Here is a 15469-nt window from a genome sequence, read left to right on the forward strand (position 1 = left end):
CCCGCATGGCTACCTGACCGTACCGACATGACCACACCAAGACAAGATAAGGATCACCACTACCTGTTATGATGTCGTATTTCACCGGCGTACTTCTCTTTGCCCTGGGGATCGCCTTCACCATTGCTTTGCACGAATGGGGGCACTTTACCGCCGCCCGATATTACGGCATGAAAGTGCGCCGGTTTTTTGTGGGGTTCGGGCCCGAGGTGTTCTCGTTTCAGCGGGGTGAAACCGTTTACGGGCTGAAAGCCATTCCACTCGGCGGGTTCTGTGACATTGTGGGCATGACCAACCAGGACGAGGTCGATCCCGAAGACGAACCCCGGGCCATGCGGAATAAACCCTGGTGGCAGCGCATTATTGTGCTGTTGGGTGGCATTATCATGAACCTATTGATAGCGCTCATCATCCTCTATGGGTTGGCGGTCACATCGGGGCTGCCGAACCAAAACCCGGACACCACGGCGGTGGTGGGGGAGGTGGGGTGTGTCGCCCCCCGGCAATTAGATGCTAAAAATCTGGCCCCCTGCACCGGTAGTGGCCCGGCAGCCGCCGGTGGAGTGAAGGCGGGCGACCGGATCGTGGGGGTGGACAGCACCTCCCTGCAATCGTTCGAACAGTTACGCGAATATGTGAAGACCCGTCCGAATCAAACAATCACGCTGCATGTGGAGCGCGGCGACCAGAAACTTGATCTGCCCGTTGCCGTGGAGTCCGCGAGCCGGCTTGACGAAACCGGGCGGGAACACACCGTGGGCGCTATTGGCGTGACCAGTAAACCAGTGGAACTCTTCGTCTCCTACGGGCCGGTCACGGCCATTGGGGCCACTGCTGGGTTTGCCGGCTCCCTGGTGACGGCAACCCTGGATGGTTTGGCGTCGTTCCCGGCGAAGCTTCCCGGCGTTGTCGCATCAATCTTCGGCGCCGAGCGGGAGGCCGACGGCCCGATCAGCGTGGTGGGAGCCTCCCACGTTGGTGGGGTATTGGCGGAGCACTCCGCCTGGCCCATGTTCTTCCTGCTGCTGGCCAGCCTGAATTTCTTCCTGGCATTCTTCAACCTGGTGCCATTGCCGCCGTTGGACGGTGGGCATATTGCCGTCGTCCTCTACGAGCGTGTGCGTGACTTTGTTCGAAAGCTTCGGGGGTTGGCGCCAATGGGACCGGTCAATTACGACAAACTGATCCCATTGACGGTTGCCGTGGCGGCACTGTTGGCCGGGGTGGGCATCATCGTGATCGTGGCGGATATCGTGAGCCCAGTCCAACTATTCGGCTAGGCCGTGTTACGACGTCGCAAAGCGAGATTCGTGTCGGTCGTCAGGGCCGACGCCACCCCCAGCAGGATCAGGAGGATGGTGGGGGCGAGCATCATCCACGGGGCGCGGTCCACATAATTCACCGACTCGGATAAAATCTTGCCCCAGTTCGGGGAATCATGCGCGGCACCAAGCCCCAAGAACCCCAGGCTGACCAGCGCCAACGCATTATGCGCGATCCGGGATGCGGCATGCCGCACCACCGCCGGCCACAAGGTCGGCCACGTGTGCACCCGCAACAGTCGCCACCGATCGGCACCCTGCAGCTCCGCCCACCGGTAAAACCCGGTGGTCTTCGCCTCCTCCACCACGGCTGCGGTGTGTGCCGCCAAGGGAATCCACCCCACGCACATCACCGCAATGGCGGCGGTGGTCTGCGACGACCCAAACACGCCGGCCAGAATCACCCCAATGAACACCGCTGGTAGCGCATTCAGTGCGTCCCCCAACTTGGCCACCCAGGCGCCCGCCAACCCCAACGCGCACCCAATGATTGCACAGATGGCGGTCACCAGCACCGCCACCCCCAGGCTCACCACCATGCCCAGAGCAATGCGGGTCACCAAATCCCGCCCCACCTGATCCGTGCCCAAGGGGTGCTCCATGGACGGCGGCAGCAACTTATGGGCCGAATCAATCGTGGTACCCGGGGTGACGACCGCCATTATCAACAGCAGGACAAACGGGACAAGCACCGCAATAAGCAGCCAACCACCCCGCGGTTTATGCTGCGGCGATAATTGGGAGGAATAACTCGTGGCGGAATGAAGCAGTGGCGCCAATAGTCGGCGGCGCAGCCACTGCGACACCCCACCAGCTATAAGACCAATCACCACAGCCACCAGCACAATCACCTGCAACACCGGAATGTCCCGATCCCGGGCCGCCTGCACCCCGGTAAGCCCCAGACCCGGAATGTTAAACGTGGTTTCCACCAACGAGGTTGCCACCAACGTGCCGGCGAAAAACAGCACAATCTGCGGCATCAGTACCGCCATGCTTCGCTGCACCAACGCCAAAGATATAGTGCGCTTCTCCACCCCATTGAGCCGCCACGCCCGCACCCACTCCTCCTGTGCCACCTGGTCGATGGTGATAAGCAAAATACGACCCAGCAGACCCGACGACGGGAGAGCCAGGGACAACACCGGCAAAATCATGTGCCGGGGGGAGGAAAACCCACTAATTGGCAGCAGTTTCCACTGCACCGCAACCACAACCAGCAAGGTGACCGCCAGCACAAATTCCGGGAGGGCCCCAAGAATCGCCATGCCTAAAATATGGGAGGTGCGGGATTTCTTGCCCGCCACCACGGCCCGAATCCGCGGCCACACCAACAGCAAGGCGATGAGCGTTGCCACAATCGTGGAGGTTGCCGCAATGGTGATCGACACCCCGAAACCTGAAAGCGCTACCTGTGCCGCCGGCTGCGACGGATCCACCCAGCTCACCCCGAAATCCCCGTGGAGTGCCTTGCCGAACCAAGACGCCACACCGTCGGCCGCGGTGTCGGGCAAATCAAGCTCGGTGCGAATAGCATCCAACACCTCCGGGTCGGGTTCCCGCTCGGCCTCGCGGGCCCGAAACACCGCATGTGCCAGGTCACTGCCGTCTAAAAACGGCAGGATCGCGGTGACAAAAGCACTGCCAAGAAGCAGCAATGCCGGGAATACCAGCTGTCGGAGGAACCGCACAACCGGATTCGGGCGTGGCTCCGAATCCGCCTGATGATGAGTTTGTGATGATTGGTGCGTCTGGGCCACGGTCGGCCGCTCCTTCTCCACTACCCCCAATGCCTTTTGAGCCCTTGGGCTTCGTGGGTTCTTGGGTGGATATTATTGGGCTATTTTGGTGTCTTTGGTGAGTAGTTTCCGCTCATAGGTATCCATGGCGATACCATCGAGGTTCTTCGTGGAAATCACCGAATTTTCGTGGGCAATGGGGATCACCGCATTATCGGCAACAATTTTCGCGCTGATCTCCGCCGCCTTGGTATACCGTTCGTCAAGGTCGGTGATCTCGGAAGCTGACTGCAATTCCGTATCAATGTCTGCGTTGCAGTACTGCGACAGGTTATAGCTACCATCACACCCATAGTCGCTCATGAGGAAAGACACCGGGTCCGCAGCCCCCAGCCCATAGCCGCGGTTGCCTAACACCACGTCGAAATCTCCCCCCAAGATGGCGCTTTCGATAGCATTATACGGTTTGACCACAACCTCCACATCAAAACCGGCGGTGCGAAGCTGGTCCGCAATAACCGTGGCGGCCTCCGGCAACTCCGGTCGGGAATTCCAGGTTGCCAGCCTAATCTTCGTGTTTGGTTCCGGCTCGGTGGTGCCAGCCAGGGAATTCTTCGACACCACGCTCTTCGCCCACTCGCTGGTTTGTGCGAAAAGCGCCCCCTTGGGATTTTCCGCATGGTCCTCGTAAATATCCTTCACCACGGTGCCCGGGTCAACCACCTCTGCGACGCGGGCCCGTAACCCCGGATCCGCGAACACCCCCTTCTTCGTGTTCAAATGCAGGTAGGTGCCGCGGGGGATAGGAACAAAATCGGTTTTCACACCATCGCCCAACCCAGCCACCTGCGAAATGGGAATGCCCTGGGTAAGCGACACCTCACCGGATTGGATCGCCCGAGCCCGAGCCGAACCATCCTCGCTGAACGTAGTGGTCACCCCATCAAGCTGCGGTTTACCACCCCAATAGTCGGCAAACGCCTCGGTCTTTACCTCATCATTGGTCGCCGAGGTTACCTTAAACGGGCCGGTGCCGGTGCCCACAAGAGACGGATTATCCCCCTCGTAGGCGGACTCGGCCAGAATCACCGTGCCTGAATCGGTGAAACGCTGCGGCAGAATCGGATCATCCTTATCCGAGGTAACCTCCACCTCCAGGTCGCCTTTCTCCGTCACGGTTAGGTTCGCCTTGCCCAACCCCTTGGGCCGCGACGCCGCCTCCAGCGCCTTGGTGATCGAGTTCGCCACCGTCTTCGCCGTAAGCTCCGTGCCATCATGGAACTTCACCCCCTCACGCAGCTTAAACACCACGGTTTTCGCATCAGGGGTTTCCCACGACTCGGCCAGCCCAGGCGCCGGCTTCCCCTCCGAATCCAAGGTGACAAGCGTTTCCGCGATACCCAGGCGGGTGTTCAAAAGCGCATCATCGGAAAACGGGGACAGCGACGCAACCGGCTTAAACGGCCACGACACCTTGATGTTATTGCCGGTCACGGAATTATCCTCAGTGAAGCAGGCAGTGAGCGGCAGCGTGCACATGACAGCCGCCGTGAGCGCCACGATCCGACGATTCACAGACAAAAACATGAATACTCCTTACGATGTAGTGATAGTTGCGGCGAAATCAGTCGGTCACCGATTCCACCAATGCTTTACGACGCCTCGTCGCAATGACCGCAATTTTCGGCAATGCGACCGTAGACAACAATAATGCCGCGGTGAGCAGCAACCATGGGACAGTTGCCGGCGGCTGCGGGGTCTTCGCCCAATCCTCCAACCTGCCCAACACCAGGGAACTAATGAGCACCGCCAACCCGCCAAACGAGTTAAGGAACCCAAAATAGGTGCCCACATGCTTCTCCGCGGCAATAATCCCCACCAGATCCCGGGCGATGGGCAGGGCAATCATCTGCCCCACGTGCAGGAAAACCAACATCATGAGCGCCGGGATAAGCGCCCCAACCCCCGAAAATGGCGGGAACGGAGCGGCCACCGCCACAATGGCGAAACACAAGGCCATGGCCCCAAACCCCACCATGAGCGAGGTGGCTGTGGAACGCCGCTGCGCCCAGGCGGCAAGCGGCATTTGCAGCGTCAACACCAAAACACTGGCAAACACGAACATCCACCCCAAGGCGGACTGGGAGCCGGTGGCCCGCTCCAACTCGATGGGGAGCAGCAGATACTGCTGGTTATAGGTAACCAGCCCCGTGCTATAAAACAAGGCAAACACCAGAAACAGCGGGTTACGCAAAACCGTGGTGAGGCTGGCCAAGAGCGGTTCACCGGCGGGCGTATCCACGGCGGGGATGATAATCGCATGGCTGACAAGCAGAATCCCAAAAATCCCGGCCGCAATGAAACACATGACATCAAAACCACTGCTTAACAGCAAAGCACCCAACACCGGGCCGATGAGCGCCCCAATGCGCAAAAACAAGGCGTCGAGGGCAAATAAATCAGACCGGGTAATAATGCCTTCATCCTCCGCCTCCCGGCCGGCAACCGCGAACGATGCCTCGGCGGCGGGAGAGAAGAGCGCCGCGGCGAACCCAATGAGGATGACCGCAACCATGAGCTGCATCGTGGTGTGCGACAGGCCGGCGGCGACGAAACCAATAATGCGTATGGTGATACCAATCAGCAGGATTCTCTTCACCCCAAACCTATCGGTCAGCGCCCCGCCCAGGAAAAACAGCCCCTGCTGGCTGAACGTGCGTAGTCCCAGCACCAAACCAATCATGGTGCCGGTGGCGGCCAATGACTCCGACATATATGTAGCCAAAAACGGCACCACCAGGTAAAAACCAATGTTGAACATCATTTCGGTGAACAACAGCAACCGCACCGCCAAGGGGAGGCGGCGAAAACTACGAAGCTGGGTGGTGAGCGCTGACCTGCCGATACGAGTTTGAGAAGTCAAGGTAGGATCCTTCAATCAAGGCATTGAGGATGCGTGAAGCAACTCGAAGGCGTCGATAAGCTTCGCGCGCGCCGGGCTGGCATTGGTGCGGTCCCACAGCTCAGAGCTGGAAATATCCTCCACGATGCCGCCATCGGCCATAATGATGCAGCGGTCGCTGAGCTTTTCGGCGGCGGGAAGATCGTGGGACACCAAAATAGTGGTCATGCCGGGGGCCTGAAACAGTTCAATGACCAGCTCCCGCGCCGTATGGTCCAAGGCGCTCAATGCTTCGTCGGCGTACACAACAATGGGTTCGGCGATAAGCGCCCGGGCTATACCGACACGTTGCCGCTGCCCACCCGATAGTTCCCGAGGGAATCGGCCGGCAGCATCCGCCGGCAGATCGAGCGTGCGCAATAATTCCGGGATTCGTGCCACCGCGGCAGCCACATCACCGTTGGCGATAGCGACCGGCTCGGTGATAATGTCGCCCACCCGCATGGCAGGGTTGAGGCTCGCGTCAAGATCCTGTGGCACATAGGCGAACTCGCCGACCGGTGGGGCGATAACATCACCGGAGGTGGGGGTGAGCCAGCCGCACATGAGCCGCATCAACGTGGTTTTCCCCGCCCCGGAGGCACCCAGCAAAGCCACTTTCTCACCGGTGTCAATGGTGACGGTGCACGGCTTCAAATAGGGGGATACTGCGGCGTTTTTAAGAATAATCATCCCAGTTCTTTCGGAAAATCGCGGTGGCGGCGGTCAGGTCAGTGTTTGGGTCGGCTGGCTCTAAGGTAATGACATCTGGGCACAAGGCTTTGGCCGCGCCAAGATCGTGAGAAATAAACACAATGGACATGCCGTCGCGGGAATCTGTGACCAGCTTCCGTAGTGTGCGCACGACTTCTGCGGTGGCGATCGGATCCAGCGCGGACGTGACCTCATCGCACAGCAACAGTTGCGGCCGGGCCCCCAACGCAAACGCAATCGCGGCCCGCTGCCGCTGCCCCCCGGAAAGCTCCAACGGATAGCGGGAAAATAACTCCGGCGTCAGCGATACCTGGGCCAGCAGCTCATGGGCGTTTTCGATACTGCCGGCCGTGAGTGCCACCTGCTTATCGACGCGCTGAAGTGGGTTCAAGGCCCCAAAGGAATCCTGGCTGATAACCCCCACCTTGCCCCGGCGCTCCACCGTGCCCACACAATGGAGCGTTTCTACTGGGATATCGCCAATGGCGTGGGTGAGGGTGGTTTTCCCGGACCCGGAAGGGCCAATGACCGCGGTCAACGTGCCAGGGTTGATGGTGAGCTCTGGCACAATCACCGCGGTGGTCTCACCATATTTCAACTCAACATCGTGGAAATGACACAATGGAGCAGCGGCAGTGGGGGCGCTAATGATTCTCTCCTTACCGGTTATATGGTGGTACACAGGGACAAAGGTCAGTTAATGAAAATAGGCTCGTCTATGACGAACATGACCTTATTGAATATGTTTCCGGTTTTCAAGTGTCATATTTTGTCGGCAGAACCAATTCGTTGTGGTGGTACGCGAATGCAAAATCGTACAAATCGGGTCGGGGTTCACCTGTTTTCACTGATGAAAATGGTCAAAACCACCGCTTTTAGCACACCAATTCGAGGGGATAATGCGGACGTGACGTACTGCTACTGCCTGCCCCAATACCAATAAGGTGACCTAAATCATAAAAATCTCTGAGAGGTGAGACGAGTTCCAGTACTCTGGGGTTGTAATTTCGGCGAGAACACAAACAACCTCAAGAGAAGCACATGACACAACAAAACTATCCCGCAATGATGGTCACCGGCCTCTACAAAAAATTTGGGGACAAAATAGCCGTCAATAACCTCAACCTCACCGTTCCCCGCGGCAGCATCTTCGGCATCGTTGGCCCCAACGGCGCAGGTAAAACCACCATGCTCAACATGGCCACCGGGCTTCTGCGCCCCGACGCCGGCCAGGCAATAATCTGCGGTTTTGACATGTGGCATGACCCCATCCCCGCCAAAGCCGCCATGGGGTTGCTTGCCGACGGGCTCCCAGTCTTCGACCGCCTCACCGGGGAAGAATATCTTCAATACCTTGGTGCCCTCCGCGGCATCCCCGAAGCCGACCTCGCCCCCCGCATTAGCGAACTCCTTCACGCGCTCGGTCTGGAAGAAGCCACCGACAAATACATCGCCGATTACTCCGCGGGCATGACGAAAAAAATCCTGCTCGCCGGCGCCCTCATTCACAATCCCGACGTGCTCATTCTCGACGAGCCCCTCGAAGCCGTCGACCCGGTTTCCAGCCGCGTCATCCAACAAATCCTCCGCGCCTATGCTGCGGCAGGTGGAACCGTTATTTTAAGCTCCCACGTCATGGAACTTGTCGAAGGTTTGTGCGACCGGGTGGCCATTATTCACCACGGTACCGTGCGGTTGGAAGGCGATGTGAAAGAACTTGCCGCCCAAACCTCACTCACCGACCTGTTTGTTTCCATTGTGGGCGGTGGTGAACTCACCGAAGGCCAATTGCAATGGTTACAGCACAACCAGCCCGAGCAACCTCTTGGGCAACCATACCCACCAGGGCAGCCAGATCAGCGTGGTATGCAACCCGAACAACCCAACCAACCAAGGCGATTCGGGCGGCAAGAACCACCCCAACCAGCCTCCACCGCCCGCATGGGTGAGCCGGACGACCTGGGATCGGAACCAACCGAACAATTCGACGTCAGCGCACTCCGCAGCGTTGAACCGCCACGAACCAGTCCACCCTACCCCCTGCGGATGCCCCGAAACACCCCACCCGCCGACACTGCCGACAAACCAGTTGTGCCGCCTGCGCAACCAGAGGCCTACCCACCCACCTCGCCGCCCTCACCACCACGGGCCGGGCAGCAACCATACAGCTCGCCGCCCCAAGCGGAGCAACCAGGGGCAAAACAGCCAGGACGCACCATCCCCACGCCTTCGGGATACCCCTACTCGTCACCACCCAACCCGCAACCAAACCCACGCCAAAACTATCCCAACCCACCCCAATACGGGCAGCAACCACGACCATATTCCACCAACCCCACACCGACCGGAACCGGAGCCGGGACGACGGCAGGAACGGGGACAGCGGCTGGACCTGGGCAATCCTACCCCGACCAGCCCTACTCCGGGAATCCCTACACCGACCAATTCCAACAAATCAACTCCTACCCGCCTGCCGCGGAAACCCCGGACCCCACCCCAACCCAACAACCCTACGCGGGGCAACACAGGCAACCCACACAAAACCAGCCACCACAATCGCCAAAACCTGCGCAACCGGAATCATCGGAGCACGAAAAACCAGAAGACAACCAAGCCGAACAACAAAAACCCCGCTTCAATAACCCCTACTTCAACGGCCCAGAAACCTGGCGGTGACCCACCATGACAAACCCCATGCCATCAACCCCACCACCATCACCAATGCCGGCGGCACCAGCACCGGCCCCCTCGTCGGCGCCCGCCCCGAACATCACCCGGGTTCTGTTAAAACTCCACTACCTGCTGTGGACCCGCTCCCTCAAGAGCAACAAAAGCGCGATGATTATGAACATCTTCATCGCCCTCTACGCCCTCATCGGGCTCACAGTCTTCGGCATCACCATGGGCGTGGATCTCTCCGCGGGGCGCTACGCATCCCTGGCCGGAGCGGTAGGAATTGGCGCCGCCGCCTACATCATGATCGCCATCATGATTCCCTCCGGTGAAGGCCAGCTTTCCCCCGAATCATTCTCCGCCCTGCCGCTGACCGTCCGGCAACTCATGCCCAGTTTCTTCCTCGTCCAAGTGCTGCAAATTCGCGGCTTCATGGCTGTGCTGTGCACCACTGTCACCGCAATCATTGCGGCCGTTGCTATTGCCGGAAGCGCCGGGATAATAGCGGTCGTGGTGTTGGTGGTGGCCATGGTGCTGAGCCTGCTATTGGTTATTGTGGTGGCGGAATCCTTAGCAATGGCGATGTCCGGCAGCGCCAACCAGAGCAGTAGCAGCAAAAACAAACAAATCTATGTGGCCTTTGGTGCCTTCATCGTGGCCTGGTTGGCCTATTCCTCAATCTTCAACGGCTCAGACAACTCCCTCGACCTGGTGCGCTACGGCAATATCCTCCAGTGGACGCCGTTAGCGTCCGCGGCCGGTTTTGCCGCATTCGCTGCCGCCGGGCAATGGCTTTCAGCCCTGATCTGCCTGCTCATCACCGTGGCAACTATTGCGGCTGGCGGATATGTGTGGTGGCATTTCACCCACAAACGACTCGTCGCGCCCCTGGGCACAGGTGGGGTAGCCGGCGCGGGGCGGCGTCGCAAAGCTCGGGCGGCAGGCCAACAATCGTTGCTGCTACCGGGTTTGCCGTACACGCCGTTAGTCGCGGTGTATTCCCGCGCACTCCGCTACCTGATCCGCGATGCTCGGCAAACCATCATGATGGTTATGCCGCTAGTGCTGCTGTTTTATTTCGCAGTCATGGGCTTCCGGGATAACCCGTTTATGTTCTATGTGCTCCCTATTATCATTGGGCTGCTGTCCGGCACGAACGCGGTCAACGACTACGGTTTCGACGGGCCATCAAACTGGCTCCATCTCAGCAGTGGGGTGGCGGCCAAGGATGTGGTGCGGGGACGACATTGGGCCTCCATCACCCCGGCCATTCTCATTAACCTGGTCAGCTACATCCTGGTTTTGGTCCTCAATTTTTCCCACGTCATGGTGCTTTGCGTCATTGCCGGAATGGGGGCGGCCATCACCGCATGCGGCATTTCGCTGTTCCTCTCGGTACGGAACCCCTATCCCACAGCAAAACCCGGCACCAACCCGTGGCAAGACCGATCGGGGTTCTCCGTCAGCGCCTTCATTTCCGCATTTGCCGGCATCTTTTTAGCGTGGATTCCCATGCTGCCCGGAATCCTTGGCCTTACCTATGGTTACAACAATGACATGATCGCAGTTGAAATCATCGGTGTCATTCTCATTCTTGCGGTTCCCATAGCGGCGTATCTGCTGGTGATGCGCTATGCCATCCGCTACCTTGATAATCATTACCCGGAGATTTTCGCCAAAGTGCGCTCCTATGTGTAATCCAGTGTGTGTCGCAGTGCGAAACTGGCCGCACCACGGAGTTTTGGGGTAACAACGGTGAGGACAACAATCAGTGGGGGAGTGGGCATGGCAGGTTAGATGGGAAAACTAATCCAGTCATGGCCATGGTGCTAAACTTTTTGCAGAACTCCGCACACAACCCTCATGCGCTGCATGAATAATCCTCACATCATATTTACCAAGGAGCATTTTCGTGTCTACCCCTGTCGGCCTCGGACTTCCCACACAGGCGGAAGAAGTGCCTGTTTTGGCCCCACGGCGTAAAACCCGCCAACTCATGGTGGGCAGCGTAGGTGTTGGCTCCGACTATCCGGTGTCTGTCCAATCCATGACCACCACCAAAACCCACGATATCAACGCCACCCTGCAGCAAATCGCACAGCTCACCGCCAGCGGCTGCGATATTGTGCGTGTCGCCTGCCCTAAGCCTATCGACGCCGATGCGTTGCCAACCATCGCCAAAAAATCCCCCATCCCGGTGATCGCCGACATTCACTTCCAACCAAAATACATTTTTGCCGCCATTGACGCCGGCTGCGCTGCTGTGCGCGTCAACCCCGGCAACATTAAAGAATTCGACGGCCGGGTGAAAGAGGTCGCCCACGCTGCTCGGGACGCCGGAATCCCCATCCGCATTGGGGTCAACGCCGGATCCCTCGACAAGCGACTACTAGCAAAATACGGCAAAGCCACTCCCGAAGCCCTGGTCGAATCGGCCCTATGGGAGGCGTCACTGTTTGAAGAGCACGGCTTTGGTGACATAAAAATCTCCGTGAAGCACAACGACCCGGTCATCATGGTGTCCGCCTACCGGCAACTCGCGGAACAATGCGACTATCCCCTCCACCTTGGGGTGACCGAGGCCGGCCCAGCCTTCCAAGGCACCATCAAATCCGCCGTGGCCTTCGGCGCTCTCCTCAGCGAGGGCATCGGCGACACCATTAGGGTTTCCCTATCCGCCGACCCCAAAGAAGAAGTAAAAGTCGGTGACCAGATCCTCCAATCCCTCAACCTGCGCGAACGCGGACTGGAAATCGTATCTTGCCCCTCCTGCGGCCGGGCCCAAGTGGACGTTTACACACTCGCTGAAGAAGTCACCGCGGCACTCGACGGCATGGACATCCCATTCCGCGTGGCCGTCATGGGCTGCGTGGTGAACGGCCCAGGCGAGGCCCGCGACGCCGACCTGGGGGTCGCCTCCGGCAATGGTAAAGGCCAAATCTTCGTCAAAGGCGAAGTGATTAAAACCGTGCCAGAATCCCAAATTGTTGAGACCCTCATCGAAGAAGCCATCAAACTTGCCGAAGAACAAGGCCTGGAAATCAAAGAAGGCGGAGCAGCAAAAATATCCATCACAAAATAACCGCCGGACGGTGGTACCATGTGGTGCGGTAACCCGACGCAGATCAACCGCACACAGTTACCGGTGATAATCGTGCACTAACTCATGCCGGTCACCTCGGTGTGGTGGCGAAACACCCCCGAAAACCCGTGCTAAAGTGTGCCGCATGAATAGAGCTTCCGCGCAGGTCATAGCCATAGTCACAACAACTATCATGGCCACAATGTGGCTTACCGGATGCACCCCCAAACCACTATCCGCCCAGCCGGTCATCGACGAATTCATGCGGCACATGAGTGCCACCGACTTCGCCGCGGCGGCTCACCTCACCGATCAACCCGACACGGTAACCCAAGTGTGGGAAACCACCTGGAATGGGCTGCAAGCAGAAGCATTACACGTGGATGTTCACGACATCACCATCCGCGACTCCGTCGCAACCGCCGCCTACACCATGACCTGGCAGCTGCCCCGCGACCGAAAATTCACCTATGACACCGCCATGACCCTCAATAGGATCAACGACCAATGGGTCATTCGGTGGCAACCCACCGTGCTCCACCCCAAACTCGGCGCCAACCAGCACCTAGAACTCCAGGCAATCAATGCGCAACGCGCCAGCGTAGTCTCCTCCGACGGCTCCGACATCCTCGTGCCCGGATCGGTGGAACGCATCCTCGTCGACACCCACAAAGTGACCGACGCCACCCGCACCGCCCGCACCATCGCCGCAGCCCTGACGACGGCGAAAGCAACCGACCACACCCTTGTCACCATCGACCCGGCCGACCTGGCTAAAAAACTCGCCGCAACCACCGGAAACTACTCCGTCACCACAATCCCCAAGACCATTGCGCCCACCATCCGCGACCAACTCCAGGATGACCCCGCCATCATCTTCCACGAAGAAGCCGCCATGGTCAGCAAAGACCCCGGATTCGCCCCCGACATCATTGCCCGGGTAGCAGGCTTGGTAAATAACCAACTCGACGGCTCCAACGGATGGCGAATAGCCATCGTCACCCACGACGGCGCCCCCATCGAAGACCTGGAACACCACGAACCCAAAGTTGCCCCAGCCGTACAGGTCAGCCTCGACCGCAAAGTGCAACTAGCGGCAGAAGAGGCTGTTAACCAGCGCAAAGAAATGAAAGCCATGATCGTGGCAATCCGGCCCAGCTCGGGCGAAATCCTGGCGGTAGCCCAAACCGACAAAGCAGACGAAGACGGGGCAGTAGCGCTCAGCGGTCAATTCCCACCAGGCTCAACCTTTAAAATCATCACCGCAGCCGCGGGACTCCAAGACCAACACCTCACCCCCGAATCCATCGTGCCCTGCCCCGGCGCCATGAACCTTTACGGCCGCCAGGTCACCAACTACAACATGTTCAGCCTGGGAAACGTGCCGCTGCAAAAAGCCTTCGCCCGCTCCTGCAACACCACCTTCGCTAACATATCCACCCAGCTGCAACAAGGGCAGCTGCGAGACATGGGCAAACAATTCGGCCTGGGTGTCGACTACGACATTCCTGGGCTGACCACCATCACCGGCTCCATTCCGGAAGGCAAAACCGAACTGGAAAAAACCGAAGCCGGCTACGGGCAAGGTCTCACCCTTGTCAGCCCCTTCGGTTTGGCCCTCGTGTCCGCCACCACGGCTCACGGTTCCACACCCACCCCTCGACTCGTGAGCGGTTTCGAAACCAAAACCAACGAAAAAGTGTCGCAGCCAGCGCCGGAAACCATTGAACAATTACGCTCCCTCATGGGAGCAGTCACCGAAGCCGGCGGCACCGCGAGCGGTATCCGGGCCGGCGGCAAAATTTACGGCAAAACCGGTGAAGCGGAAATCACCGGTGGGTCCCACGCCTGGTTCACCGGCTACCGGGACGATATCGCATTCGCCACCCTCATAGTGATGGGCGGCGGCTCGGAATCGTCGGTGGCAGTGACGGACAAATTCTTCACCCGACTCGATGAGCTGCGTTCGGCACCACAACAGCAAGACACAACCCCCTGACAAGCGCGCGCAGTGTGCATAGTGCGGATCGCTGTGCGGCGTCGATGAGTAAAAACATACCGAATTTTATGGCCTGGTTTACGATAGACACATGACTAACCGCAAGCCATTGGTGCAAGAAAAATCCACCCCCATCCGCACAGTCCCCGACAATATTCCCCGTCCGGAATATGCGTGGCGGGACGAAGTCCAAGAAAACTGTGGGGAACCATGGGTACAAACCCCGGAAACCATTGAGGCCATGCGTGAAGCATCAAAGATTGCGGCCAACGCGCTCTACGAGGCAGGCAAAGCGGTGGCGCCGGGAGTCACCACCGATGAATTGGATCAGATAGCTCACGAATACATGCTCGATCATGGGGCATATCCATCAACGTTGGGGTATTTAGACTTTCCGAAGTCTTGTTGCGTGTCGCTCAATGAGATTGTGTGCCATGGCATTCCCGACACCACGGTGATTGAGGACGGCGATATTGTCAATATTGATGTCACGGCGTTTAAAAATGGGGTGCATGGGGACACAAACGCCACGTTTCTCGCCGGTAACGTGTCGGAAGAGCACCGGTTACTGGTGGAGCGCACCAAGGTTGCCATGATGCGGGGTATTAAGGCAGCCAAGCCCGGTCGGGAAATTAACGTCATCGGTCGGGTGATCGAATCCTACGCTAAGCGTTTCGGATACACCGTGGTGCGGGACTTCACCGGTCACGGGGTGGGGCCCACCTTCCACAATGGGCTAGTGGTGCTGCACTACGATTCCGACACCTACACGAACCTGTTACAACCCGGCATGACCCTAACGATCGAGCCGATGATTAACCTGGGTGGGCTGGACTATCGGATTTGGGATAACGGGTGGACGGTACAAAACACGGATTACCGATTCTCTGCCCAGTTTGAGCACACCATTGTGATTACCGACGACGGCAACGAAATTCTGACGGTGCCGGATGCCCACTATTTTGATGGTCTTGATAGCTTCTACGCGAAGTAAATTTC

At 58.6% G+C, this 15469-nt stretch carries 10 protein-coding genes and 1 pseudogene; 6 read left to right on the plus strand and 5 right to left on the minus strand.

Annotation, left to right across the window (positions count from 1 at the left end):
- Window positions 1-68 precede the first annotated feature (68 nt).
- Window positions 69-1280: a M50 family metallopeptidase gene (locus HBA49_RS04525; protein WP_005526347.1), complete on the plus strand. Its 1212-nt coding sequence runs from the start codon at window positions 69-71 to the stop codon at window positions 1278-1280.
- Here the strand turns inward: HBA49_RS04525 and HBA49_RS04530 are convergent.
- The 5 genes from HBA49_RS04530 to HBA49_RS04550 form a co-directional block, all read right to left on the minus strand.
- Window positions 1277-3082, minus strand: a complete 1806-nt coding sequence (locus tag HBA49_RS04530; RefSeq protein ID WP_225866012.1) for an ABC transporter permease subunit — start codon at window positions 3080-3082, stop codon at window positions 1277-1279. The genes HBA49_RS04525 and HBA49_RS04530 overlap by 4 nt on opposite strands.
- A 72-nt stretch (window positions 3083-3154) precedes the next feature.
- Entirely contained in the window at window positions 3155-4648 is a 1494-nt protein-coding gene (locus HBA49_RS04535) for an ABC transporter substrate-binding protein (protein WP_005526513.1), read from the minus strand.
- 37 nt (window positions 4649-4685) lie between these two features.
- Window positions 4686-5984 carry an MFS transporter gene (locus HBA49_RS04540; protein WP_005525866.1) on the minus strand — a complete coding sequence of 433 codons (1299 nt, stop codon included), beginning with the start codon at window positions 5982-5984 and terminating at the stop codon, window positions 4686-4688.
- 15 nt (window positions 5985-5999) lie between these two features.
- Entirely contained in the window at window positions 6000-6695 is a 696-nt protein-coding gene (locus HBA49_RS04545) for an ATP-binding cassette domain-containing protein (RefSeq protein WP_005526125.1), read from the minus strand.
- On the minus strand, window positions 6682-7314 hold the full coding sequence (locus HBA49_RS04550) for an ATP-binding cassette domain-containing protein (protein WP_162019698.1): 633 nt from the start codon (window positions 7312-7314) through the stop codon (window positions 6682-6684). Before HBA49_RS04550 ends, HBA49_RS04545 begins: the two co-directional genes overlap by 14 nt.
- Window positions 7315-7757: 443 nt before the next feature.
- Here HBA49_RS04550 and HBA49_RS12870 point away from each other — a divergent pair.
- From HBA49_RS12870 to map, 5 genes and pseudogenes are all read left to right on the plus strand, one after another.
- Window positions 7758-8516 (plus strand): annotated as a pseudogene (locus tag HBA49_RS12870) (ABC transporter ATP-binding protein); the annotation flags it as partial.
- An 882-nt stretch (window positions 8517-9398) separates the two neighbouring features.
- A complete protein-coding gene (locus HBA49_RS04560) occupies window positions 9399-11087 on the plus strand; it encodes a hypothetical protein (RefSeq protein ID WP_225866013.1) in 1689 nt (562 codons plus the stop codon).
- Window positions 11088-11301: 214 nt separating this feature from the next.
- The gene (gene ispG / locus HBA49_RS04565; protein ID WP_034995224.1) at window positions 11302-12471 is read left to right on the plus strand and encodes a flavodoxin-dependent (E)-4-hydroxy-3-methylbut-2-enyl-diphosphate synthase; all 1170 of its coding nucleotides are present in this window, start codon (window positions 11302-11304) and stop codon (window positions 12469-12471) included.
- A gap of 193 nt (window positions 12472-12664) precedes the next feature.
- On the plus strand, window positions 12665-14470 hold the full coding sequence (locus HBA49_RS04570; protein WP_225866019.1) for a penicillin-binding transpeptidase domain-containing protein: 1806 nt from the start codon (window positions 12665-12667) through the stop codon (window positions 14468-14470).
- A gap of 91 nt (window positions 14471-14561) precedes the next feature.
- A complete protein-coding gene (gene map / locus HBA49_RS04575; RefSeq protein WP_005526484.1) occupies window positions 14562-15464 on the plus strand; it encodes a type I methionyl aminopeptidase in 903 nt (300 codons plus the stop codon).
- The last annotated feature ends 5 nt before the right edge of the window (window positions 15465-15469 follow it).

This window comes from Corynebacterium matruchotii (assembly GCF_011612265.2).
In the GTDB taxonomy this organism is placed as follows: Bacteria; Actinomycetota; Actinomycetes; order Mycobacteriales; family Mycobacteriaceae; genus Corynebacterium; species Corynebacterium matruchotii.